The following is a 24,329-nucleotide window of genomic DNA, read 5'->3' on the forward strand; positions in this document are numbered from 1 at the left end:
CGAAAATCAGGGCATCAAACCTGTTACATAAACGCCACAAGATGAAATTCATTGCGCATTCAGGCTGCAAAACGGGTTGAATGCTAGCCGCCCGACAGCAACACAACGTCCCATTGCTGCGGGCATTTTCCGGTGCCTGCCAGCTGCATCCGGCTTCCTCTCCGCTTGGTCACGCTGCGGTAAGGCGGTCGCAACAAGGGACACACACGTGAAACTCACTCTGAAGAAGGCTGCCCTGCGGGGCGCCACGAGCCTGACGGCATTTGCCGTGCTGTGCTCGGCTCAGGCTTACGCGCAGGACGCCGCGCAGACTGACGCCGCAAAATCCGACGATGCCGATTCGGGCCAGGCCATCGTCGTGACCGGTTCGCGCATCAAGTCGGATCTGCCGACCACCGTGGCACCGGTTCAGGTCATGAGCTCGGAACAGATTCGCAGCCAGGGTGTTGTCAACATTCAGGACGCGCTGCTGAAGAATCCGGTGTTCGGCACGCCGACCTTCTCGCGTACGAACACGGGCTTCCTGACTTCGGCAGCCGGCGTCGCAACGGTTGATTTGCGTAACCTCGGCGTAGACCGCACGCTGGTCCTCGTTAACGGCCGCCGCGTCGTTTCGGGCGTTCCGGGCAGCAACGCCGTCGACCTCAACATGATCCCGACCCAGATGGTCGAGCGCGTCGAAACCCTGACTTCGGGCAGCGCCTCGGCAATCTATGGTTCGGACGCGGTTGCGGGCGTTGTGAACTTCATCCTCAAGGACAACTACCAGGGGATCGAAGCACACGCACAGACCGGCATTTCGGGCGTGGGCGACAACTTCTCGCTCGACACCGGCGTGCTGCTGGGCGGCAACTTCGACGATGGCCGCGGCAACATCACGATGTACCTCGGCTATTCCGAACAGGGCGCCGTGTACTCGCGCAATCACAAGACCGAAGCCGGCAAGTCGGATACAGACGGTTCGTACTCGCTTGTGAACGGCGAACTGAAGCTCAACGCCGATGGCAGCATCTATCGCAACCAGCCGGTTTACTCGTCCTACGCTCCGCAGGGCGCATACTACACCTACGATGTAGACGGCAACCCGACCGGCACCTTCACCTACAGCCCGACAGGTCAGATCCAGCCGTGCTTCACCGCAAGTGCAGCGACCTGCGGCAACGGTGCCGGCGTAGGACCCAACGGTTACAACCGCCAGGCCGTGCGCTATCTCGCCGTTCCGATCCAGCGCTACCTCGGTAACGTCAACGCACACTACGATCTGACCGATCACGTCACCGCGTTCTTCGAAGGTTCGTTCGAAAGCGTTCACGCCCGGTCCAACATCGAACCGTTCCCGTTCGACACCTCGTTCGCCTACGGCGACGGCCAGATGCCGATCGAGACGATGTATAATGGCGCTCCGGTCCGTAATCCTTTCGTACCTGACGCGATCTTCAACGCTGCCGTCGATACCAATGGCGACGGTCTGAAGGACATCTACCTCGCCAAGCGCCTCGCCGACTTCGGCCCGCGTACCTATCAGTCGACGCAGAATACCTACCGCGCGGTTGCCGGTCTGCGTGGCGACATTGCGCCGAAGTGGAATTTCGAAGTCTTCGGCAATTACGGCGAAACGAACGTTACCCAGCATGGCACTGGCCAGATCAACGTCCTGAACTTCGCTGCCTCGCAGCAGATCATTCCGGATGGTGCCGGCGGCTTCATGTGCGCCGATGCCACCGCACGGTCGCAGGGCTGCGTCCCGGCGAACATGTTCGGAGCCAACAGCCTCTCCAAGGAAGCGATCGCTTACCTCGAAGCGCCCGCGTTCTATCAGGCCTACAACAAGGAAACGCAGGTCGGCGGTAACATCGTCGGTTCGGTCAAGAATCCGTTGGGGGCACGTGACATCGGCGTGACCGTCGGCACCGAATATCGCCGCGAGGCACAGGATGCGCGCTGGGATCAGCTGACATCGGCCGGGCTCAATGGCGGCAACGCACTTCCGCCCACCAGCGGTTCGTTTGACCTCTACGAGTTCTACGGTGAAGCGCTGCTTCCGCTGATCAGCCAGGGCATCGTCGAAGACCTGTCGCTCCGCGGCGCTGCGCGCTATTCGCACTACAGCACCGTGGGCGGTACCTTCAGCTACAACTTCGGCGGCGAGTTCGCGCCGGTCCGTGACATCCGCTTCCGCGCGATGTACGCGAAGACCGTCCGCGCCCCGAACATCAGCGAGCTGTATCAGGGCCGCAGCCAGGACTTCCCGACGGTCTCCGATCCTTGCGAAGGGATCGCGGCTACGGGTGGCGGCGCATTGGGCGACCATTGCCGTGCCGATCCGGGCGTGCTGGCTAACATCAACACCAACGGCCAGTTCATCGTCAACCAGGCCGACCGCCAGGGTGTGACGAGCTTCGCCGGCGGCAACCCGAATCTGAACGAAGAACGCGGCCAAACGCTGACGATCGGCACGGTTATCAATCCGCAGTCGATCCACGCGCTGCGCAACATGACGCTGACCGTCGATTACTTCCGCGTGAAGATCAAGGACGCCATCGTCAGCACCGACCTGAATTTCATCCTCAACCAGTGCTATGTTCAGGGTGATAAGGATTACTGCTCGTTCGTCACTCGCCTCACTGGACCGCAGGGTGCGCGTAGCGCCGGCGCGCTCTACTCGGTCGATACGGGCCCGACCAACAGCGGTGGCGTGGCGACTTCGGGTATCGACGTGGTGTTTAATTACTCGCAGCCGTTCGACATCGGCTCGATGCGCCTGAACACCAGCCTGAACGTGGCCTACACCCACCTGCTGACGGGCTACACGATCCCGCAACCGGGCGGCGACAAGGACTATTTCATCAACGAAGTCGGTTCCGCCAAGGACCGCTTCACCACCATGCTCAACGTCGGGACCGACTCCTGGTCGCTGGCGCTTAACGGAACCTACATCGGCCCGTCGTGGCTCGACGACCAGTTCCTGGGCTACCACTACTACAAGACTCACGACGAATTCTACCTGGGCGCCCAGGCCAAGTTCAACGTGAATGAAAACGCCGAGTTCTACGTCGGTGTCGACAACCTGTTCGACAACTCACCTGCCTATTTCGGCGGCGTAACGGGTACGGTCACCGGCCAGCAGGCCGACACCGGCACCTACGACGCGCTTGGCCGTCGCTTCTACGCGGGTATCCGCGTCAAGATGTAAGGCTTGCGAAGGCGCCGGCCAGTCCGGCGCCTTCCTACCGAAAAAGAAGGGGCGGAGCCTTGCGGCTCCGCCCCTTCTTTTGTTTGGCGTCAAACGGGCGTCACGCTCACTGCACACGCGTCACCACCGCCAGGCGATTGACCTTCTGGATCGTCAGCCGATAGCCGCCGAGCGTTCCGCGCTTGACGGTCGCCTCTTGCCCGATCCGTGCCCAGGTCAGGATGTCGCTGCCATCGGTCACCTTCCAGACCATGCCGTTGTCGAACGTCACTTGCGTTGCGCTCAGCACGGCGATCTTGCTGGTGACATCCTCGACCGGCGCCGGGACATCAGGCTGTTCGCGCGCGACCTTCTGCTTCTGCGTCTCGGTCAATCCGAATGACGCGACCGGATCGGCAGGCGCCGCCGCTTTCTGCCCCTTGATGGGGATCGCATCGTAGCAGGCGAGCCGCTGCGCCGCATCGCCGATCGCACGGCAAGACTCCAGCGGCGACGCCGCCAGCGCCGGACTTGCCCCCAGCATCATCAACACCAAACCTGCCGCAATCTTGTTCATTCGGTCCTCGCTTTCGCACCAACCATACCGGCCCGACACCATAACGGAGCGCCCGGCGAGCGCCAGTTCTTCCCGCGCGAAAGCGCTGTCGTCACCCGATTTTCTTGCCCCACCGCCCCTGCCTTTCGGCCAAACAAAATACCCCCCGGAGCATCGCTCCGAGGGGCATCAGATAGATCAACGCGCTCGATGTTTATGCGACCGTGATCGCCAGGGCACCGTCGCCATCGTCGACATGGACGTGCGAGCCGTCGGGGATCTCGCCCGCCAGCAGCTTCTCGGCCAGCGGATCCTGCAAGTACCGCTGGACCGCACGCTTCAAAGGCCGCGCGCCGTAGACCGGGTCGTAGCCCACCCGGCCGAGCCAGCGCTTGGCTGCATCGGTCAGGTCCAGCGTGATCTTGCGGTCCTTGAGCAGCTTCTGCACCCGCGAGACCTGGATATCGACGATCGGGCCCATGTGCTCCTGCCCAAGGCGGTGGAACAGCACGATCTCGTCCAGTCGGTTGAGGAACTCGGGCCGGAAATGCCCGCGCACCACTTCCATCACTTGCGGCTCGACAGTTTCCACGTCCTGCCCTTCGTCAAGCTGGGCGAGGTACTGGCTGCCGAGGTTGCTGGTCAGGATGATCAGGGTGTTGGTGAAGTCCACCACCCTGCCCTGCCCGTCGGTCAGGCGGCCATCGTCCAGCACTTGCAGCAAGACGTTGAACACGTCCGAGTGCGCCTTCTCCACCTCGTCGAACAGCACGACCTGATAGGGCCTGCGCCGCACGGCTTCAGTCAGCACGCCGCCTTCCTCATAGCCGACATAGCCCGGAGGCGCGCCGATCAGGCGGGCGACCGCATGTTTCTCCATGAACTCCGACATGTCGATGCGCACCATCGCGCTGTCGTCGTCGAACAGGAAGCCCGCCAGCGCCTTGGTCAGTTCGGTCTTGCCGACGCCCGTGGGGCCCAGGAACAGGAACGAGCCCAGCGGCCGGTTCGGATCCTGCAAGCCCGCGCGGGCGCGGCGCACGGCCTTGGATACGGCAGCAACCGCGTCCTTCTGGCCGATCACGCGCTGGCCGATCATCTCCTCCATCTTGAGGAGCTTCTCGCGCTCGCCTTCCAGCATCTTGTCGACCGGCACGCCGGTCCAGCGGCTGACGACGCCGGCGATGTCATCCTCGGTCACTTCCTCGCGCAGCAGGGCGTTTCCGGCCTGCGCCTGAGCCTCGGCCAGCTTGCGCTCCAGCGAGGGGATCGTGCCGTAGGACAGCTCGCCTGCCTTCGCGAGGTCACCATTGCGCTGCGCCTGTTCGAGCTCCAGCCGCGCAGAATCGAGCTGTTCCTTGATCTTGCCTTCGGCGGCGATCTTGTCGCGCTCGTTCTGCCAGCGGGTGGTCAGTTCGCTCGACTGCTGTTCGAGGTTGGCGAGTTCCTCGCGCAGATTGACGAGGCGGTCCTTGGAAGCCTCGTCGGTCTCCTTGGCGAGCGCCATTTCCTCGATCTTGAGCTGGATGATCCGGCGGTCGAGCTTCTCGATCTCCTCGGGCTTGCTTTCCACTTCCATGCGGATGCGGCTGGCGGCCTCGTCCATGAGGTCGATCGCCTTGTCCGGCAGGAAGCGGTTGGTGATATAGCGATTGGAGAGCGTCGCCGCCGCCACCAGCGCCGCATCGGTGATGCGCACGCCGTGGTGCAGTTCGTACTTCTCCTTGAGGCCCCGCAGGATCGAGATCGTGTCCTCGACCGTCGGTTCACCCACGAAGACCGGCTGGAAACGGCGCTGGAGCGCAGCGTCCTTCTCGACGTACTTCTGGTACTCGTCGAGCGTGGTCGCGCCGATGCAGTGCAGTTCGCCGCGCGCGAGTGCCGGCTTCAGCAGGTTGCCCGCGTCCATAGATCCCTCGGAGGCGCCCGCGCCGATCAGCGTGTGCATCTCGTCGATGAACAGGATGATCTGGCCTTCCGCGCCCTTCACTTCGTCGAGCACGGCCTTCAGGCGTTCCTCGAACTCACCGCGATACTTGGCACCCGCGATCAGCGAGCCCATGTCCAGCGACATCAAGGTGCGGTCCTTCAGGCTGTCCGGCACGTCGCCATTGGCGATGCGCAGGGCGAGACCCTCGACGATGGCGGTCTTGCCGACGCCGGGATCGCCGATGAGGACGGGGTTGTTCTTGGTGCGGCGGGCAAGGATCTGGATGGTGCGGCGGATCTCCTCGTCGCGGCCGATCACCGGGTCCAGCTTGCCCGAACGCGCCGCCTCGGTCAGGTCGCGCGCGTACTTCGCCATCGCGTCATAGGCGTTCTCCGCCCCCGCGCTGTCTGCCTTGCGGCCGCCGCGCAGATCGGTGATCGCCGCTTCCAGCGCCTGCGGGGTGAGATTGGCGGCCTTCAGCGCCTGCCCGGCCCCGGTCGTGGTGGCGAGCGCCAGCGCCAGCAGCATGCGCTCCACGGTGACGAAGCTGTCGCCCGACTTGGTGGCCAGCTGCTCGGCCTGATCCAGCACCCGCACGGCATCGTTGTCGAGCCCCGGCGAGGCCTGCGCCCCGCTGCCGGAGACGGCAGGCAGCTTGCCCAGCGCCTTGTCGACTTCCTGCACGGCGAAGTCCGGATTGCCGGCCGCGCGCTTGATAAGCCCGGCGGCCATGCCCTCGCTGTCTTCCAGCAGGGCCTTGAGGATGTGGTCCGGGCTGATGCGCTGGTGGTTCATGCGGATCGCAACCGTCTGCGCCGCCTGAAGGAAGCCCTTGGCCCGGTCAGTGAATTTTTCGAGATTCATGGTGTGAATTGCCTCCTGATCTCGATCATATAGTGTTGCATTATTGCAACACAAGCCATGGCATGATCTTTTTCGCGCCACCCGGCGCGGAAAGAAGTGGTTGAATCACAAGAGCCGGAACCGGCCGGCCCCAAGATGGGTGTCCGCGCCGGGATTGCCACCCCCGATAACCCCGAAGCGCGCGGCAATTTATCCGGAGGCACCCGGATCAAACGTCGCCCCGGCGTTGAACGGGCTTGCCGCGCATGCAAATGCTTGGCGCTGCGCCGCCCATTGCCTAGCTTCGCGGGCCAGACCGAAATCAACGGGAAGAGGCATCGAGACGTGGCGAAATTCACCCCTCAGCAGGCAGCGGACGTCCTCGCAATCAAGCAGGTCATTTATGAGTGGGGCGACGAGCTCGACATCCACAACGGCCTTGAAATGCGCAATGCCGACGTGCTGGCCGAGGACGTGGCCTACAACGTGGGCGGCGAATGGCGCGAAGGGCTGAAGGCCGTGGAGGCCTTCTACAAGGGCCGCGCCGAAGCGCTGCGGGCTGGTGCCGGACTGATGACCATGCGCCACATCATCAGCAGCCTGCGCGTCTCGTTCGACGATGCGGACAATGCCAAGGTCGGCTACCTGCTGCTGTTCTTCGCCGCGCAGGGCGAGGCACCGTTCAACACCTGCGATCCCCTCGCCGTTGCCGACGTGAAAATGGAATGCCGCCGCGACAGTGACGGCGAATGGCGCATCACCCGGTTCGATTCCGGCCAGATCTTCCGGCGCGGTTGAGGCCGCCTTAGCTCCAAGCGACGCAGACAAAGAAACCCGTCGTCCCCGCGAAGGCGGGGACCCCGCTTCTTTCTGACACGCTTTCGTATGCCGCAAGGCGTCGGGGCCCCCGCCTTCGCGGGGGCGACGGCGTGTTTGGGGCAAAGGCGGAGGGATTAAACCAGCACCATCTTGCCAAGCGATTGAAACACTGGCGAGGCGCGCCATACGTGCTAGACCTCAGCCCATGCGACCCGTTACCCGTACGAGCCTGCTCGCGCTCTCAGCCGCCCTGCTCCTCTCCGCCTGCGCCACCGCGCCGCACACCGCGTCGAGCGCTGCGCCTCCGCCGGTCGCCGCAGCAGCACCGCAGCCCGCCTCACCCGCGGCGCTCGTCTCCAAGGTCGACATTCCCTACGAGACATTCGTGCTGCCCAACGGGCTCACCACGATCGTCCATACCGATCGCAAGGCACCGATCGTCGGCGTCACGCTCTATTTCCATGTCGGCTCCAAGAACGAACCGCGCGGCAAGACCGGCTTCGCGCACCTCTACGAACACCTGTTCTTCGGCGGATCGGCCAATGTCCCCGATTTCGACGTGCCGCTGGACGCCGCCGGCTCCACGTCCAGCAACGGTTCCACCTCCTACGACCGCACCAATTACGTAGAAACCGTGCCCACCGGCGCGCTGCCGCTGGCGATGTTCCTCGAAAGCGACCGCATGGGCCACCTGCTACCCGCCGTCACGCAGGACAAGCTCGACAAGCAGCGGGGCGTTGTCCAGAACGAGAAGCGGCAGGGTGACAACCAGCCCTACGGCCTCTTCGAATACGCCCTGAACGAAGGCCTGCTGCCCATCGGCCACCCCTATCGCCACACCACCATCGGCTCGATGGCGGACCTCGACGCAGCCTCGCTGACCGATGTGCGCGCATGGTTCACCGACCACTACGGCCCCAACAATGCCGTGCTGGTGCTCTCGGGCGATATCGACGCGGCCAGCGCCCGACCGTTGGTGGAAAAGTGGTTCGGCGACATTCCGCGCGGCCCGGCCGTCGCGCCGGTCTCGGCGGGGCCCGTCACCCTGCCCGCCCCCGTCCACCGCGAGGTCGCCGATCAGGTGCCGATGATGCAGTTGACGCGCAACTGGACCGGCCCGGGCCTCAACGATCCCGATGCCCCCGCACTTCAGGTGGGCATGGATATCCTCGGCGGCCTTGCCAGTTCACGGCTCGACAACGAACTGGTGCGCGGCCAGCAGCTTGCCGTGAGCGTGACCGCCTACGCGCAAGTGCTGGAAAGCGTCAGCTTCCTCACCATGGCGATGACCGTGAAACCGGGCGTGGACCGCGCCAAGGCCAATGCCGCCTTCGACAAGGTACTGGCCGATTTCCTGCGCGACGGGCCCACCGAAGACGAAGTGCGCCGCTCCGTGGTGAGCACGCTTTCGGATCAGATCGGCGGCCTGGAACGCGTCGGCGGCTTCGAGGGCAAGGGCGCCACTTTGGCCGAGGGGCAAGCTTATTCGGGCGATCCGGCCAAGTACAAGCATGACCTTGCCGCCATGGCCGCGCTGACCCCGGCGCAAGTCAAGGCGGCGATGAACACATGGCTCTCGCGCCCGGTCTACGCGCTGGACGTCGTGCCGGGCGAACGCACGATGGACGGCGCCAAGCTCGGCGGCTGGGGCGATGAGGACAAGACGCCCGCCCCCAAGCCCGATCCGAAGCGCCCGGTAGCCCCGGTGCCGCCCGCGCCGAAAGTCGCGGCCCCGCCGGTCGCCCCGGTCGGCGCCCTCGCCTTCCCGGCGATCGAGCACGCTACCCTGTCGAACGGCATTCCCGTGGCGCTCGCGCGCCGCACCGCCGTGCCCAAGGTGGTACTGACGATGGACTTCGACGCCGGCTATGCCGCCGACGCGCTGGATACGCCGGGCACGCAGGGCCTGATGCTGTCGATGCTCGATCAGGGCACCACCAGCCTCGATGCCACCGGCATCGCCGAGGCGCAGGAACGTCTGGGCGCGGGCATCTCGATCGACGGCTCGCTCGATACCTCGAGCGCCTCGCTGACCGCGCTGACCGCCAACCTCGGCCCCTCGCTCGACCTGCTGGCCGACGTGGTGCGCAACCCGGCCTTCACCCCGTCCGAGGTCGACCGCGTTAAGGCGCAGGCGCAGGCCGCGCTCTCGCAGGCGCAGTCCTCCCCTCCGGCGCTCGCCCGCCGCGCGCTCGGCGCCGCGCTTTACGGCAGCCATCCCTATGCCCAGCCCAGCGACGGGCTTGGTCAGGCGGATACGCTGGCGGCGCTCACGCCCGACGCGCTCAGGGCCGCCCACGCCAAGTGGCTGCGCCCCGATCTTGCCCGTATCACCGTGGTCGGCGATGTGACCATGGACGAGCTGAAGCCCCTGCTCGAACGCGCCTTCGGCAACTGGCAAGCGCCGACGACACCCGCGCCGGTCAAGCCGATCAACGCGGCAGTGGCGGCCAGCCAGCCGCGCATCGTGCTGATCGACCGCCCGCATTCGCCGCAATCGGTGATCCTGGCCGGCCGCGTCCTGCCGATCACCGGTCGCACGCCTGACGGCGAGCCGCTGCAACTGGCCAACGAAGTGCTGGGTGGCGGCTTCCTCTCGCGCCTCAACAAGGACTTGCGCGAGGAAAAGGGCTGGTCTTACGGCGTCTACAGCGGCGTCACCAAGGCCTTGGGGCCAAGCGCCTTCACGCTCTCCGCCCCGGTCCAATCCGACCGCACAGGCGACGCGATCAAGTCGATCATCGCCGACATGACTGCCTATCCGGCCACCAAGGCGATCACTGCCGAGGAATTCCAGCGCGTGACGGACGGCGCCATCCGCCAGCTTCCCAACTTGTTCGAAACCAATTCGCAAGTTGCCGGCGCGATCCGCCAGAACGACCGCCTCGGCCGGCCGGAGGACTACTACGTGACGCTGGCGGCGAAGTACCGCGGCATCGGCCAGCCCGCCGTCGCGGCCGCCGCGACGCAGTATCTACGCCCGCAAGGCCTCGTCTTCGTGGTCGTGGGGGACCGCAAAGTGGTGGAGCCGCAGCTCAAGGGACTTGGCCTGCCGATCGAAATCCAGCAGGCGCCCAAGACGGATAACGCGGCGGGCGGCGACGAATCGCAATGACGCCGCGCTGCGCCAGTGTTGTGAACAGGAGAAACTGAATGTCGCTCGGGGGAACCTACGAATGCTCCACCAAGACCCCGATGGGTCATCAGAAGGGCACGCTGACCATCGTTCCCGAAGGTGACACCTTCACCGGACAGATCACCGGCGATCTTGGCACGATGGAGCTGAAGAACGGCACCATCAGCGGCAATACGCTGAGCTGGAAGATGAAGATGACCTCCCCGATGCCGATCGATCTCGATTGCAAGGCGACGGTGGAAGGGCAGACGCTCACCGGCACGATCAAGGCCGGGTTTTTCGGCACGATGGCGCTGAACGGTACGAAGACGAGCTGAAACGCGGGGCAGATCAGTGACGGTGGCCTCATGACTAGCCTGCCCTACTGAGCAGGCTCGTCCGGCCGAAACCCCTTCCGACTACCTGACAAAACACCGTCATCCCCGCGAAGGCGGGGATCCCGCTTCTTCTTGCGGTGACGCACAAGGTAGCGGGGCCCCCGCCTTCGCGGGGGCGACGGAGAGGTTTAGTACAGGGACATATCTTTCTGGACCGAACAGGCACCGCCAGCGATGGTCCCCCTATTCCGTTGACGCTCTCACTAGACGCAAAAAGGGCCGGGAAGCGCATCCGCTTCCCGGCCCTTTTCAATCAGTATCGCAGTCCGTCAGCCCAGCTTGGCCTTCAGGATCTCGTTCACCACCTGCGGATTGCCCTTGCCGGCCATGGCCTTCATCGTCTGGCCGACGAAGAAGCCGAACAGCGCGACCTTGCCTTCGCGGTACTGCGCGACCTTGTCGGCATTGGCAGCGAGGATCTCGTCCACCTTGGCCTCGATGGCGCCGGTGTCCGATTCCTGCTTCAGGCCTTCACGCTCGACGATGACACCGGCGTTGTCGCCGGTCTCGAACATCGTTTCGAGAACCTGCTTGGCGATCGAGCCGGAAATCGTGCCCTTGCCCACCAGCGCCAGCAGTTCCGCCGCCTGCTCATGGCTGATCGGCGAATCTTCCAGCGACTTGCCCAGCTTGTTGAGCGCGCCGAAGAATTCGGAAATCAGCCAGTTGGCGGCCTGCTTGGCCACTTCGGACGGAGCCTTGCCCTGTGCCGAAGCGGTTTCGGCCAGCAGCGCCTCGAACCAAGCAAAAGTATCGACATCGGCGGTCAGCACGGCCGCGTTGTAGGCCGAAAGGCCCAGTTCGCCTTCGTAGCGGGCGCGCTTGGCGTCTGGCAGCTCGGGCAGGCTCGCGCGGCATGCCTCAAGGAAGGCATCGTCGAGTTCGAGCGGCAGCAGGTCCGGATCGGGGAAGTAGCGATAGTCGTGCGCGTCTTCCTTCGACCGCATCGAACGCGTGGTACCGCTGGTCGGATCGAACAGGCGGGTTTCCTGCACGATCTTGCCGCCACTTTCCAGCACATCGACCTGACGGCTGGCCTCGTGCTCGATCGTCTGCATGACGAAGCGCACGGAGTTGACGTTCTTGGTCTCTGTACGAGTGCCGAACGGCTCGCCGGCCCTACGCACCGAGACGTTGACGTCGCAGCGCATCGAGCCCTGATCCATGTTGCCGTCGCACGAGCCGACATAGCGCAGGATCTGACGCAGCTTTGCCACGTAAGCGCCGGCCTCGGCGGGCGAGGTCATGTCCGGACGGCTGACGATTTCCATCAGCGCCACGCCGGAACGGTTGAGATCGACGTAGGACATCGTCGGATGCTGGTCGTGCATCAGCTTGCCCGCGTCCTGCTCGACGTGGATGCGCTCGATGCCGATCACCTTGTCGGCCGGGATGCCCGCCTTCTCGTCCGCCTCGATGGTCAGCGATCCCTCGCCCACCAGCGGGTGGTAGAGCTGGCTGATCTGGTAGCCCTGCGGAAGATCGGCGTAGAAGTAGTTCTTGCGGTCGAAGCGCGACCACTTGTTGATCTGCGCCTCGATCGCCATGCCGGTACGCACGGCCTGACGGATGCATTCGCGGTTCGGAACCGGCAGCATGCCCGGCATCGCCGCGTCGATCAGCGACACTTGGCTGTTCGGCTCCGCGCCGAACGCGGTGGCAGAGCTGGAGAACAGCTTGGAGTTCGAGGTGACCTGCGCGTGGACTTCGAGGCCGATCACGACCTCCCAGTCACCGGTGGCGCCCTGGATGCGATAGGTTGATTCAGTCATCGTGTTTCGGTCCACTTCTGGGGCGACGCAGCAGCCGATGCCGCTGCCTCACCCCGTCATTTGTTTCCCGCTCCGGCACTTTGCGCCGAGCTGCGGGTCGGTCGTCTTCCCTTTTCGGCTCCCGGATAGGCAACACCTCCGCGATGCCACTGACCAGTTCGAAAAGGAACGACCAGCTTACCACCACTTCTCCGGCTTAGCCGCGAACAGCGCGCGCTGTTCCAGCGCGAGACCGGCGTTCAGCACGCCCTGTTCGTCGAAAGCCTTGCCGATGACCTGAAGACCCAGCGGCAGACCTTCGCGGTTGAGGCCGGCCGGGACCGACATCGCCGGAAGACCCGCAAGCGAGGCCGGCACCGCGAAGACGTCGTTGAGGTACATCTTCAACGGATCGTCGACGTTCTCGCCAAGGCCGAAGGCGGCCGAAGGCGCGGTCGGCGCGAGGATCACGTCGCACTGCTCGAAGGCCTTGGCGAAGTCCTGCGCGATCAGCGCGCGGACCTTCTGGGCTTGCGTGTAGTAGGCGTCGTAGAAACCGGCCGAGAGCACGTAAGTACCGATCAGGATGCGGCGCTTCACCTCGGGGCCGAAACCGGCGGCGCGGGTGGCCGCGTACATGTCCTGAAGGTTCGCACCGTCCGGCAGATCGCGCAGGCCGTAGCGCACGCCGTCATAGCGCGCGAGGTTCGACGAGGCTTCGGCAGGGGCGATGATGTAGTAGGTCGGCAGCGCGTACTTGGTGTGCGGCAGCGAGATCTCGACGATCTCCGCCCCCGCATCCTTCAGCCAGGCAATGCCGTCGTCCCACGACTTGGCGACATCGTCGTCCAGGCCATCGACGCGGTATTCCTTCGGAATGCCGACCTTCTTGCCCTTCATGTCGCCCGAAAGCGCGGCTTCCCAGTTCGGCACGGGGAGGTCGAGGCTGGTCGAATCCTTGGCGTCGAAACCGGCCATGGCTTCGAGCATGATCGCGCAGTCCTGCACCGAGCGGGCCATCGGGCCTGCCTGGTCGAGCGAACTGGCGAAGGCAACCACGCCCCAGCGCGAGCAGCGGCCGTAGGTCGGCTTGATGCCGGTGGTGCCGGTGAAAGCGGCCGGCTGGCGGATCGAGCCGCCGGTGTCAGTGCCGGTCGCCGCCGGGCAAAGGCGCGCGGCGAGCGCAGCCGAGGAACCGCCCGAGGAGCCGCCCGGAGCGAGGGCAGCATTGCCACCGTCGTTGCGCTTCCACGGCGAGATCACGTTGCCGAAGTAGCTGGTCTCGTTCGACGAGCCCATGGCGAACTGGTCAAGGTTCAGCTTGCCGAGCATGCCCGCACCGGCATCCCACAGCTTCTGCGAGACGGTCGATTCGTACTGCGGCTTGAAGCCTTCCAGCATGTGGCTGGCGGCCGTGGTCTGCACGTCGAAGGTGGCGAACAGGTCCTTCATGCCGATCGGCACGCCGCCCATCTTGCCCAGAGCCTCGCCCTTGGCACGCTTGGCGTCGGTGGCCTGCGCGGCCTCGATTGCCTTTTCAGGCGTGGCGATGATGAAGGCGTTGAGCGCTTCCTGCGCGGCGGCGACGTTCGCGTTGAACACCTCTGCCACTTCGACGGCGGTGAAATCGCCGCCCGCAACGCCGTCGCGGATCTGCGCGACGCCGAGTTCCGTAAGTTCAGTCATGCTGCAATCCAGCCGTTGTGTGCCGCCAGTGCTTCGACAAGCTCAGCACAAGCGGGGAAAAAATGTCCCTGTTCCCCGACCCGCTCATCCTGAGCCTGTCGAAGGATGGGAATACGAGGCGTTCCGCCGATATCACTCGATAACCTTGGGCACGCCGAAGAAGCCGTGCTGCGCGGCAGGCGCATTGGCCAGAACCGCATCGCGCTTGTCGCCGCCGGTCAGCGGATCGGCATCGATCACGTCGTCGCGCAGGCGCAGCGTGTTGGGGATGACGGCGGTCATCGGCTCGACTTGCGAGGTATCGACCTCACCAAGCTGCTCGACCCAGGCGAGAATGCCGTTGAGTTCGGGGACCATCGCCTCGATTTCAGCCTCGCTCACCTTGATGCGGGCAAGGCTGGCGATCTTCGCAACGGTTGCGGTATCGACCGACATGGCGTTCCTTCAGTTTTGACCGGCACCGCACCGGAAACGCGCGGACGCCATAAGTTCAGGCCGGGCAGCTAGCACCCGGCCCGAATTGCTTCAAGCATCGAGCGGCCCCGAAAGGCCGCCGACGGCTTTATTGCTTGGGTTGTTGCGCAGCCGGCTGGCCAGCGGGAGCGCCCTGCTGTGCCGCCTGTTGCTGCGCCTGAACCGCCGCCATCATCTGTTCGAATTCGGCATGGGTCTTCCAGTCGATCAGCTGGACTTCGAACACGAGGTCCGAGTTCGGCGGGATCGGCCCCGACCCTTCCGCGCCGTAGCCGAGCGCGGCGGGGATCGTCAGGCGATAGGAACCGCCGCGCTGCATCTGCACGAGGCCCTGCGCGAAACCGGGTACCACGTCGGCAACCGCCATCGGCGTCGCATCCGACTGGTCGAACACGGTGCCGTCCTTGAGCATGCCCTTGTAGGCGACGAGCACGTAGTCCTCGTGCGAGGGCTTGGCGCCCTCACCCGCGGTCAGGGTTTCGACCTTGACCGTGGGCGCGGCAGCGGTGGCGGCGGCAGGTGCGGCCGCTGCCGGAGCAGCCGCATGGGCCGCCACCGGCGCCATGAGCGCGAATGCGAGAGCGAACGGGGCGATCTTCACTGCGGCGGCGATCAAGGCTGGACCGGCGCTTCGGCCGGGGCGCCTGCGGGCATACCGCCCGGCATGCCGCCCGGAACCGCGCCGGCGGCCGCGCCGCCCTGCTGCATCTGCATCTGCTGAAGCTGCTGGAGAATGCGCTGCTGCTGCTCGATCTCTGCCCGGCTCTTGAAGTCGATCAGCTGGATCTCGAAGTGCAGGTTGGTGTTCGGCGGGATCGGGCCTGCGCCCTTGTCGCCGTAGCCCAGCGCCGCCGGGATCTCGACATTGTAGGTGCCGCCGCGCTGCATCTTGACCAGCGCCTTGCCGAAGCCGGGAACGACTTCCGCCAGTGCCATCGGCACGCCCTTCTGCTGGTCGAAGACCTTACCGTCGGGCAGCGTGCCCTTGTAGTTGATCAGAACCACGTCATCCATGGTGGGCGATTCGCCCGATCCGGCCTTGATCGTCTCGACACGCACGGAAGGCGGCAGGGCCGCATAGGCAATACCACCGGCGGCCAGCGCGATGGCGGCAACGCCGATCCAGATCTTGGCAACGGCGCCCTTGGCAATCGGCTGCAGCGGGACGCGGGTGATCTCTGTCATGGAGCCTTCCTGGTTTCTCTTGTGGCGCCTGCGCGCGCGCATTGGGACGCGGATACGCAAAAGGGCACGGATTCGTCCGCGCCCTCATGGATCAGGAAATCGCGGTCATCAAGCGATTAAGCCGCATTCGCGGATCGCGGGCGCGCAGCCTGAACAGACGCAGCTTGCACACACCATGCCCGAATCGGCACGGCCCGCGACCCTCGCCCGGCGCCATGCGGAACGGATGTTCCATGGCGGCCGGATGAGAGCACGGGCCGGTGCTGTCAGGCGCAGGCGGATGCCCGCGCCCCTTCAGGCAAATGCCTTACTTGACGCCGTCACGCTCGAGACGCTTGCGCTCCAGCTTGCGAGCGCGGCGAACGGCAGCAGCCTTTTCACGTGCACGCTTTTCGGAGGGCTTCTCGAAGTGGCGACGCAGCTTCATCTCGCGGTAAACGCCTTCACGCTGCAGCTTCTTCTTGAGAGCCCGAAGAGCCTGATCGACGTTGTTGTCGCGGACGAGAATCTGCATAAACCGACACACCTCACAAATCGAAAGCACTGTTTCCGCATTCCGACGCGGAAGGTGCCTTGGGAAAACACGAAAATACGCCGAATCCCGTGGGAGGTCGGCTCGAAGTTGGGCGCCGCTAGCACCAACAGGGCTGCAAGGCAAGCTATCTCGGCTCAATTCGAGCCCGGAAAAGCGCCCTCCGCCGGGCACGGCGACCCGACGGAAGACTTTCTACACCATTAGCGCCGATCAGGCCAGTTGATCGACGATCAGGCCGGAAGCCGAGGCTTCGTTGATGCCGGAGGCCGAGTAAGTGCTGCTCGTACCCTGATTGTCCTTCAGATTCTGGATGAAGCTGAGGATCGCGTTGAGCGCGGTATCGGTGTCGTCGGTGGAATCGGTCGACGTCGTGGACGTGGTCGAATCGGTAGAGGTCGAATCGTCCGTATCGTCGCTGTCGTCGGTCGACTGCGTGCGGTGCGAGTGGTGTGCGCCATGGGCGCCGTGCGGGCCGCCCGCGCCGCCGGGACCACCGGGGCCGCCCGGGCCACCAGGACCGCCCATGCCTTCGACGCCGTCCTGCGTCTCGTCAGTGCCGGTCGAAGCGGCGGCATCCGTGGAAGCCGACGACGAGGCCGAAGGGCCCTGCGCGAACAGCGACTGAAGCGTGCTCGCCTGGTCGTCGGTCAGCGTACCTGCCGAAACCTGATCGGAAATCAGCGAATCGATGCGATCCTTCATCTGCGAGGGATCGAGGCGGCTGCCCGAAGTGCCGGAAGAACTGCCCGAACCCGACGTCAGCGAACTGTCGATCGAATCGAGCGCCGATTCCATGGCGCTGGCATCGGTATCGGTGATGGTGCCGTTGCTGACCGCAGAGGCGACCTTGTTGTCCATGTCCTTGCGGGGATTGAACAGAGCGCTGAGCGCGCTCGTGGCGGATGAGACTTGCATAGGATATCTCCTTGCGGAGTGGGGTCGCACCCGGGCTCTTTATAGAGGGCCATGCCCTGCAAACGGTCAAAGCGCGGACAAGTATCTGCACGGATGTCGAGCGGGGCTTCCACCACGATTGGAAATCCGCGCATTCGCGGCTAAGGCGGGCCCATGCCCCAACCCTCCTTCCTCCTCGCCTCCTGTCTGGTGGCGCTGGGCGGCGCGATCGGCTCATGGCTGCGCTTCGGCGTGGGCTATGGCTGGACCGTTCTGCTTGGCCCCACCCGCGCACTGGCGTTTCCCTACGGCACGCTCACCGTGAACGTCGTCGGCAGCCTTGCCATGGGCTTGCTGATCGGCTGGCTCGGCCGCGTCATGCCCAGCGGGACGGTGGGTGGAGAAAACCTGCGCCTTCTGCTAGGCGTCGGCGTGCTTGGGGGCTTCACAACATTTTCGTCCTTCAGCCTGGACACTGTCGCGCTTGCCCAGCGCGGCCATCCGGGCCTTGCCGTGTTTTACGTCGCGATTTCTCTGGCCGCCGGCCTCTGCGCGCTGTTCCTCGGCCTTACCTTGATGAGGAGCGCAGCATGAGCCGTGCCGATAATTCCGATTCCGTCCGCCAGTTCACCGTCGGCCACGACGACGAGGGCGTCCGCCTTGACCGCTGGTTCAAGCGCCATCTGCCGCAAGTCGGCTTTGCCATGGTCTCGCGCTGGGCGCGTACCGGCCAGCTGCGCGTCGACGGCAAGCGCGCCGATGTCGATACCCGCCTTTCCGCCGGGCAAGTCCTGCGCGTGCCGCCGGGCGGCGAGGCCAAGCCCGGCCTTGGCGCACCGCGTCCGCGCCGCGAACTGACCGAGGAAGAGATCGCGCTCGCCGATTCGATGGTCCTGACGCAGGACCGCGCGGCGATCGTGCTCAACAAGCCCCCCGGCCTTGCCACGCAGGGTGGTTCGGGCATGAAGGAGCATGTCGACGGCCTGCTCGACGCCTATGTCGACAAGGGCCCGCGCCCGCGCCTTGTCCACCGGCTCGACAAGGACACCTCCGGCGTCCTGCTGATCGCCCGCACGCCGGGCAGCGCCTCGTTCTTCTCCAAGCGCTTTTCGGGGCGCACCGCGAAGAAGATCTACTGGGCGCTGGTGGTGGGCGTGCCCAGCATCAACGACGGCATGATCGAACTGCCCATCGCCAAGCAGCCGGGCACCGGCGGCGAGAAGATGCACGTTGACGAGGAAGGCGGCCAGTCCGCCCGCACCCGCTACCGCGTGCTGGACCGTGCGGGCAACCGCGCGGCATGGGTGGAACTGCACCCGCTGACGGGCCGCACCCACCAGCTGCGCGTCCACATGGCGGCGATCGGCCACCCGATCGTCGGTGACGGCAAGTACGGCGGGCAGGAAGCGTTCCTGTCGGGCACGATCAGCCGCAAGATGCACCTCCACGCACGCCGCCTGATCATCGAGCATCCGGACGGCACCCCGCTGGACGTGACCGCCCCCCTGCCCGAGCACTTCGCCAATTCGATGGCCTCGCTCGGCTTCGACGAGGCGGACGGCGCCGAGCTGCCCGAAGGCCCGGCCGTGTTCGGCAAGGAAGACGAGAAGCGCGTCGCCAAGGCTCACGCCAAGCAGTACCGCAAGGAACGCCGCGGCGAACGCCGTTCGCGCCGTGACGGCGGCGCCGAACGCCCCGGCTCGCGCGGGAAGCCCAGTGGCAAGCCGGCAGGAAAGCCCGGTGGCAAGCCGAGCGGCCCGAAGGCCGGTCCGCGCAAGGCCGCAACCGGGAAGCCGGTCGCTGCCAAGCCGGGCGGCGTCCGCAAGCCTGCCGGCCCGGGCAGGCCCGGTGGCGGCACCGGCGGCAAGCCCGCCGGTCGTCCGGGTGGCGGCGCACCGCGCGGCAAGCGCTGATGCATCCCAACGCGCAGTTCCGTCCGGCCGACCGTACAATGGTCGAGACGCTGGTTGACGAGATCGGCTTCGGCATGGTCTTCGCAGCCACGCCGGACGGACCGCGCGTTGCCCATACGCCCCTGCTCCGGACCGGCGACGGCGCCGTGCAGTTCCATCTGGCGCGCGGCAATGCCCTCACCCGCCACATTGCCGATACGACCGTGCTGGCCGTGGTGAACGGGCCCGACGCCTATGTTTCGCCCCGCTGGTATGCCGATGGCGCGCAAGTGCCGACGTGGAACTACGTCAGCGTCGAAATGGAAGGCCGCGTGCGCCGGATGGATGACGAGGGCCTGATGGGCCTGCTGGAAGCCCTGTCCGCCCGCAACGAGGCGCGCGTCAGCCAGGGCGAAGTCTGGACCATGGGCAAAGTGCCGCCCGGCCATCTCGCCAAACTCAAGGCCGGAATCGTCGGCTTCGAGATGGACGTGCAGGCTTGGCGGCCCACCTTCAAACTCTCCCAGAACAAGCCCGCGGACGAACGCGAACGCGTCGCGCTGGGGCTCGAAGCGGAGGGATCGCGCGCGATGGCGCAGCTTATGCGGGACCTTGTTGAATGAAACTCGCCATTTTCGATTGCGACGGCACGCTGGTCGACGGACAGGCGCCGATTTGCGAGGCCATGGAGGCGAGCTTTGCGGAATTCGGCCTCCCCGCACCCTCGCGCGGGCTGATCCGCCGCGCAGTCGGCCTTTCGCTGCCGCAGGCGATCCGCCAGCTCCTGCCCGAAAGCGACGAGGCGCAGCAAAACGCCATGGCCGAGGCCTACAAGCTGGCATTCCGCGCCGCGCGGGAGGAGGGCCGCGTCTCGCAGCCGCTGTTCCCCGGCATCGACGAGACGCTGCGCGCGTTGCATGGATCGGGCTGGACGCTCGGCGTCGCCACCGGCATGTCCGATCGCGGACTGACGCACTGCCTTGCCGCCAACGGCATCACCGACCTGTTCGTCACGCTCCAGACCGCAGACCGCCACCCATCCAAGCCGCATCCCGCGATGCTGGAGGAAGCGATCTTCGAGGCGGGGGCGCAAGCCAGCGAAACCGTGATGATCGGCGATACCGCCTATGACATGCGGATGGCGGTCAACGCCGGAACGCGCGGCATCGGCGTCGACTGGGGCTATCACCACCCGGAGGAACTGATCGCCGCAGGGGCGGAGATCGTCGTCGAAACCCCGCGCGCGCTGCTGGAGCACCTGATCGCATGACCACAAACGAGACCGATCCTGCCCGAGATCCTGCACGCAGGCGCTGGGCCACTATCCAGCTCGTCCGCATCTTCGGCGTCGCCTGCGTGGTGGGCGGCATGATGATCGGTTCGGGCAAGCTGAACCTCCCGCTCTGGGTCGGATATGTCCTCATCGCCAATGGCCTTGTCGACGTTTTCGTCATTCCCACCATGCTCGTGCGCAAATGGCGCAGCCAGAACTGACGGACATCTGAAGTGAAGCGTTTCTACAAGGAAGCAACCGTCTCCGGGACGGAAGACGGCTGGCGCGTGCTGCTCGACGGGCGCGGTATCAAGACCGCCGGCGGCCGCCCCCAAGTGGTTCCCACTCCGGCACTGGCCGAGGCGCTCGCCGCCGAATGGGCAACGCAGGGCGAGGAGATCGACCCGGGTACGTTCCCGCTGCGCGATCTGGCCGACTTCGCGGTCGATGTCGTCATCCCGGACCGCGCGCTCGCGGTGCGCGAGATCCTGCCCTATGCCGAGACCGACACGCTCTGCTACCGCGCCGATCCCGAGGACGCGCTGTACACGCGGCAATTCGCGGTGTGGGAGCCGTTGCTGGCCGCTGCCGAGCAGCGCCACGGCCTGCGCTTCACGCGCGTTTCGGGGATCGTCCACAAGGCACAGCCCGCCGAGACGCTGGCGCAACTGGAAGCCACGCTCGGGGCGCAGGACGCTTTCACGCTGGCGTCGCTGAAGATGCTGTCCAGTCTGGCCCACTCGCTGGTGGTAGCGCTGGCGGCCATCGAGCCCGGCGCCGACGCCGAAGCGCTGTGGAAGGCCGCCAATCTGGAGGAGGACTGGCAGGTCGAACTCTGGGGCGAGGACTGGGAAGCCGCCGAACGCCGCGCTGCGCGCTTTGCCGCCTTTACGCTGGCGATGGACTTTGTCCGATTGGCTCGGGCGGGCTGAACCGCTGGGTTTTGTCGCAAGAAAAGCGGGGTCCCCGCCTTCGCGGGGACGACGGAGTTTTTTTGCGAGAAGCTCGCGTGACCCCGCCGGGGAATATCTTGGGAAGGTGCGGAGACCGGCTGTCCGCATCCGAGGGAATTTCAGCCTCGCCGGAGCGATAGAGTTGGCACCACCTGCCACAACGACGTGACAGGAAAAGCCTCCCAAAAGGCGCGATGATCTGTTGTCTGCACAAGCCAACCAACAGCCCGTCATCCCCGTGAAGGCGGGGATCCCGCTTCTCTTGCGGCGGAGAGCGAGCCTATAAAAACAGGAAAACCCGCCCCGGCTGAACCGGAGCGGGCATCCCTCACGGAGCACGGCGTTGCCGCCGTGCCTTCCCGCTCTTCTTGAGATCAGAACTTCACGCCGAGACCGGCCAGCGCGTAGTGGCGGCTGACGCCCTTCTCGTAGTTCGAGTAGTTGTACTCGACCTTGCCGAACAGGTTGCCGCCGAAATCGTGCTCGAAACCGGCGCCGACGCGGAAGCCGTCGACGTTGGTACCGGCGCTATCCTTGTTCACGCCGTCGTCGTAAGTCGCGCGCAAACGGGCGTTGGTGTAGCCGCCAAGGACGTAAAGCTTGGTGTCGGCACCGACATTGGTGCCCACGCGGGCGATGACGGCAAGGTCGCGACCGGCGCGGACGCAAAGCTTGTCACCGGCGGAGAGCAGGTCGTGCTCGCATTCCTTGGTGGTGCTGTCCGAAACGCTGGCCTGGATGCCGAAGAACAGCGCTTCGCGGGCCTGCACGTCGTAGCCGGCGGCCACGCCATAAGTCAGGCCTTCCGACGATCCGCCATTGACGGAAACGCTGTCGAGCCCGGTCTGAGCCTGGACATAGGCCTGCGCGTTGGCAGCGGCCGGAACGGCAAAAAGGGCGGCGGCAGCGCCGAGAAGGGCGATCTTGTTCATGGTATGCTCCTGCATTCTACTTGCCCCGCAACATTCGTGGCGGCGAGGTCGGGGGCCGAATACAGGCCGGGGATTCCCTTTCAACTTACAGACTTGAAACATGTCGTCACAAAACTGCCATAGTGACAAAGGTGTCACAATAAGGCCTGACGCCATCACGCCAGAATGGCGAAAACCCGCGGTTGATATGAAAATTCGCAAAAACCATAAATGCGGCGGAAATTTATTTTCCGCCGCATCCGCCAAACCCGCCCAAGCGATCGGCAAAAGACGTCAAATCTTGCGAATAATGTCTTTTACTGCCCGGCGGGCGCCGTTGCTTCACCTTTTACCCAGTCTGCGACCTGCTTTGCCACATCGTTGGCGGCCCGGTTCAGCGCGGGCGCGACATCGGCGACATCGGGCTTCACGTTGGGCACGGCCGCCTCGAAGCGGCGAGTGGTGATCGGGCCGCCCCGTTCGGCGCGGGTCGCATCGAAGCGGACGATGACCGAGCGGGTGGGCACGTCATAGCCCATGTCCAGCAGGCGCCCGCCGATCAGGGTGCGGCCGGTGGTCTCGAAATCGCCGCCCACGACGACCAGCTTGCCGGTGCGCGCGCGCAGCGTCTCGGCCAGCAAGGTGCGCATCTGCCGCGCGGGCCGCTCGGTCCAGAATGCGTCCTTGAGGTAGGACAGGCTGGACGCGTCGATCTTCACCGGCACGCGCGGCGTGTCGAGGCTGCGATCGAAATCGGGATCGAGCACGACGATGGCATCGGCCACCTGGCCGCTCACTTGCGTGCCCGCAGGCGCGCTATCGTCCGGTGTCAGACGGATCAGCTGCTCCGGCGGCTTGGCGCCAAGGCTGATGCAGCCGGGAAGCGCCAGGCAGGCCGCAAGGGCAAGCGCACCTCCCAGCATCCGGCCACCGGGAAGCCCGCCACTGGAGCCCCTGCCCCCGTCCGTCTTTGCGCTTTGCATCTCGACCATCGTCGCCCTCATCATGGCTTGTAGGTGGGCAGCTTCTGCCCCTTGAGCAGCGCGCCGGCGCCCTGATCGTCAATCTTCTCGGTCACCGCGCGCAGGGCCCGGCTGGTCGCCTGAAGATCGCGGATGGCAGACTCGGCGGCGGGCAGCGTCTGGTTCGAAACCTTGTCGAACGCGGGCTGCGCGTGCTCCAACGTCTGGTTCAGCGTATCCATCGACTTCTGCGCCGAGGCCAGCGTCTGGCGCAGCTGATCGGCCAGCGAGCTGCCCTGATCGCCCAGCAGACTGTCCGCCTTGCCCGCCACGCCTTCGAACGCGGCCAGCGTGCGCGTCGCCTGATCGAGTGTCGACTGCAACTGTTGCAGCGTCTGCTTCACCTGCGGCGTCGCCTGCGAGATGTCGTGCGTCATCTTGTCGGTATTCTTGAGAATGCCGGTGATCGAACGCCGGTTCTCTTCGGACAGCAACAGATTGAGGTTCTCGGTCAGCGTTGCCAGCCGTTCGAGCAGCAGCGGCGCGTTCGAGAGGATCTCGCCCAGCCCGCCCCGCTTCGTCGGGATCACCGGCACGCCTTCGGGGCCGGGCTCGGTGAGCAGCGGCGCGCCCTTGACAGCGCCTTCAAGCTGGATGTCGGAAACGCCGGTGAAGCTGCCCTGGATCGTGGCGGTGGTACCCACCGTCACGGGCACTTTCTTGTCGACGCGGATGCGCACGCGCACGAAGCTCGGGTCCTGCGGCCAGAGTTCGATCTCCCGGATCTGTCCGACCGGAACGCCCGCGAAATCGACGCCCGATCCGCGCGAGAGGCCGTCCACCGACTGCTTGAAGAAGATGTCGAACTCGTTGCGCGCGCCTTCGTTCAGGCGGGCGATCCAGATGATGAACGCCGCGAGCGCTGCCAGCAGCACCAGCGTGACCGCTCCGACCCAGACGTGATTGGCCCGTGTTTCCAT

The 24,329-nt window shown here is 65.3% G+C and carries 22 protein-coding genes; 10 read left to right on the top strand and 12 right to left on the bottom strand.

Features of this window, described 5'->3' with window-relative positions:
* Positions 1–208 precede the first annotated feature (208 nt).
* Entirely contained in the window at positions 209–3,193 is a 2,985-nt protein-coding gene (locus tag AC1VVM_RS15845) for a TonB-dependent receptor domain-containing protein (RefSeq protein ID WP_482955478.1), read from the top strand.
* A 106-nt stretch (positions 3,194–3,299) separates the two neighbouring features.
* On the opposite strand, the gene AC1VVM_RS15850 is transcribed toward AC1VVM_RS15845, so the two are convergent.
* Positions 3,300–3,749 carry a hypothetical protein gene (locus AC1VVM_RS15850; RefSeq protein ID WP_482955479.1) on the bottom strand — a complete coding sequence of 150 codons (450 nt, stop codon included), beginning with the start codon at positions 3,747–3,749 and terminating at the stop codon, positions 3,300–3,302.
* Between the two features lie 193 nt (positions 3,750–3,942).
* Positions 3,943–6,522, bottom strand: coding sequence for an ATP-dependent chaperone ClpB (gene clpB / locus AC1VVM_RS15855; protein WP_482955480.1), 2,580 nt, complete (start codon positions 6,520–6,522; stop codon positions 3,943–3,945).
* A 324-nt stretch (positions 6,523–6,846) separates the two neighbouring features.
* On the opposite strand from clpB, the gene AC1VVM_RS15860 reads away from it, so the two are divergent.
* From AC1VVM_RS15860 to AC1VVM_RS15870, 3 genes are all read left to right on the top strand, one after another.
* Complete coding sequence (locus AC1VVM_RS15860; protein WP_482955481.1) at positions 6,847–7,299, top strand: nuclear transport factor 2 family protein; 453 nt, start codon at positions 6,847–6,849, stop codon at positions 7,297–7,299.
* Between the two features lie 226 nt (positions 7,300–7,525).
* Positions 7,526–10,435 carry a M16 family metallopeptidase gene (locus tag AC1VVM_RS15865; RefSeq protein ID WP_482955482.1) on the top strand — a complete coding sequence of 970 codons (2,910 nt, stop codon included), beginning with the start codon at positions 7,526–7,528 and terminating at the stop codon, positions 10,433–10,435.
* A gap of 38 nt (positions 10,436–10,473) precedes the next feature.
* Positions 10,474–10,773: a hypothetical protein gene (locus tag AC1VVM_RS15870; protein WP_132386546.1), complete on the top strand. Its 300-nt coding sequence runs from the start codon at positions 10,474–10,476 to the stop codon at positions 10,771–10,773.
* Positions 10,774–11,102: 329 nt separating this feature from the next.
* On the opposite strand, the gene gatB is transcribed toward AC1VVM_RS15870, so the two are convergent.
* The 7 genes from gatB to AC1VVM_RS15905 all read right to left on the bottom strand — a co-directional run bounded on the left by gatB (position 11,103) and on the right by AC1VVM_RS15905 (position 17,379).
* Positions 11,103–12,605: an Asp-tRNA(Asn)/Glu-tRNA(Gln) amidotransferase subunit GatB gene (gene gatB / locus AC1VVM_RS15875; protein ID WP_482955483.1), complete on the bottom strand. Its 1,503-nt coding sequence runs from the start codon at positions 12,603–12,605 to the stop codon at positions 11,103–11,105.
* Positions 12,606–12,782: 177 nt separating this feature from the next.
* Positions 12,783–14,270: an Asp-tRNA(Asn)/Glu-tRNA(Gln) amidotransferase subunit GatA gene (gene gatA, locus AC1VVM_RS15880; RefSeq protein ID WP_482955484.1), complete on the bottom strand. Its 1,488-nt coding sequence runs from the start codon at positions 14,268–14,270 to the stop codon at positions 12,783–12,785.
* Positions 14,271–14,402: 132 nt separating this feature from the next.
* Positions 14,403–14,705 (bottom strand): Asp-tRNA(Asn)/Glu-tRNA(Gln) amidotransferase subunit GatC, encoded by a 303-nt coding sequence (gene gatC / locus AC1VVM_RS15885; RefSeq protein WP_132386552.1) that lies wholly within the window; start codon positions 14,703–14,705, stop codon positions 14,403–14,405.
* A gap of 127 nt (positions 14,706–14,832) precedes the next feature.
* On the bottom strand, positions 14,833–15,360 hold the full coding sequence (locus AC1VVM_RS15890) for an FKBP-type peptidyl-prolyl cis-trans isomerase (RefSeq protein WP_482904594.1): 528 nt from the start codon (positions 15,358–15,360) through the stop codon (positions 14,833–14,835).
* Positions 15,357–15,929 carry an FKBP-type peptidyl-prolyl cis-trans isomerase gene (locus AC1VVM_RS15895; protein ID WP_482904595.1) on the bottom strand — a complete coding sequence of 191 codons (573 nt, stop codon included), beginning with the start codon at positions 15,927–15,929 and terminating at the stop codon, positions 15,357–15,359. The genes AC1VVM_RS15890 and AC1VVM_RS15895 overlap by 4 nt, the downstream gene beginning before the upstream one ends.
* 307 nt (positions 15,930–16,236) lie before the next feature.
* On the bottom strand, positions 16,237–16,443 hold the full coding sequence (rpsU, locus tag AC1VVM_RS15900) for a 30S ribosomal protein S21 (protein ID WP_132386556.1): 207 nt from the start codon (positions 16,441–16,443) through the stop codon (positions 16,237–16,239).
* A 231-nt stretch (positions 16,444–16,674) separates the two neighbouring features.
* Positions 16,675–17,379: a hypothetical protein gene (locus tag AC1VVM_RS15905; protein ID WP_482955485.1), complete on the bottom strand. Its 705-nt coding sequence runs from the start codon at positions 17,377–17,379 to the stop codon at positions 16,675–16,677.
* Between the two features lie 153 nt (positions 17,380–17,532).
* On the opposite strand from AC1VVM_RS15905, the gene crcB reads away from it, so the two are divergent.
* Genes crcB through AC1VVM_RS15935 form a run of 6 tightly spaced genes read left to right on the top strand, consistent with a single transcriptional unit; the run spans position 17,533 to position 21,455 of the window.
* Positions 17,533–17,952: a fluoride efflux transporter CrcB gene (crcB, locus tag AC1VVM_RS15910; protein ID WP_132386560.1), complete on the top strand. Its 420-nt coding sequence runs from the start codon at positions 17,533–17,535 to the stop codon at positions 17,950–17,952.
* Positions 17,949–19,271, top strand: coding sequence for an RluA family pseudouridine synthase (locus tag AC1VVM_RS15915; protein ID WP_482904598.1), 1,323 nt, complete (start codon positions 17,949–17,951; stop codon positions 19,269–19,271). The genes crcB and AC1VVM_RS15915 overlap by 4 nt, the downstream gene beginning before the upstream one ends.
* Complete coding sequence (locus tag AC1VVM_RS15920; RefSeq protein ID WP_482955486.1) at positions 19,271–19,873, top strand: FMN-binding negative transcriptional regulator; 603 nt, start codon at positions 19,271–19,273, stop codon at positions 19,871–19,873. The genes AC1VVM_RS15915 and AC1VVM_RS15920 overlap by 1 nt, the downstream gene beginning before the upstream one ends.
* On the top strand, positions 19,870–20,520 hold the full coding sequence (locus AC1VVM_RS15925; protein WP_482955487.1) for an HAD-IA family hydrolase: 651 nt from the start codon (positions 19,870–19,872) through the stop codon (positions 20,518–20,520). The genes AC1VVM_RS15920 and AC1VVM_RS15925 overlap by 4 nt, the downstream gene beginning before the upstream one ends.
* Positions 20,517–20,744, top strand: a complete 228-nt coding sequence (locus AC1VVM_RS15930; RefSeq protein ID WP_482904601.1) for a hypothetical protein — start codon at positions 20,517–20,519, stop codon at positions 20,742–20,744. The genes AC1VVM_RS15925 and AC1VVM_RS15930 overlap by 4 nt, the downstream gene beginning before the upstream one ends.
* Positions 20,745–20,756: 12 nt before the next feature.
* A complete protein-coding gene (locus AC1VVM_RS15935; protein WP_482904602.1) occupies positions 20,757–21,455 on the top strand; it encodes an ATP12 family chaperone protein in 699 nt (232 codons plus the stop codon).
* A gap of 395 nt (positions 21,456–21,850) precedes the next feature.
* Here the strand turns inward: AC1VVM_RS15935 and AC1VVM_RS15940 are convergent, their stop codons facing one another.
* From AC1VVM_RS15940 to AC1VVM_RS15950, 3 genes are all read right to left on the bottom strand, one after another.
* Complete coding sequence (locus tag AC1VVM_RS15940; RefSeq protein ID WP_482904603.1) at positions 21,851–22,408, bottom strand: outer membrane protein; 558 nt, start codon at positions 22,406–22,408, stop codon at positions 21,851–21,853.
* A 296-nt stretch (positions 22,409–22,704) separates the two neighbouring features.
* Positions 22,705–23,379: an ABC-type transport auxiliary lipoprotein family protein gene (locus tag AC1VVM_RS15945; protein WP_482904604.1), complete on the bottom strand. Its 675-nt coding sequence runs from the start codon at positions 23,377–23,379 to the stop codon at positions 22,705–22,707.
* Positions 23,380–23,390: 11 nt separating this feature from the next.
* Complete coding sequence (locus AC1VVM_RS15950) at positions 23,391–24,329, bottom strand: MlaD family protein (protein ID WP_132386572.1); 939 nt, start codon at positions 24,327–24,329, stop codon at positions 23,391–23,393.

The sequence above is a fragment of the Novosphingobium sp. BL-S-33 genome (assembly GCF_056857025.1).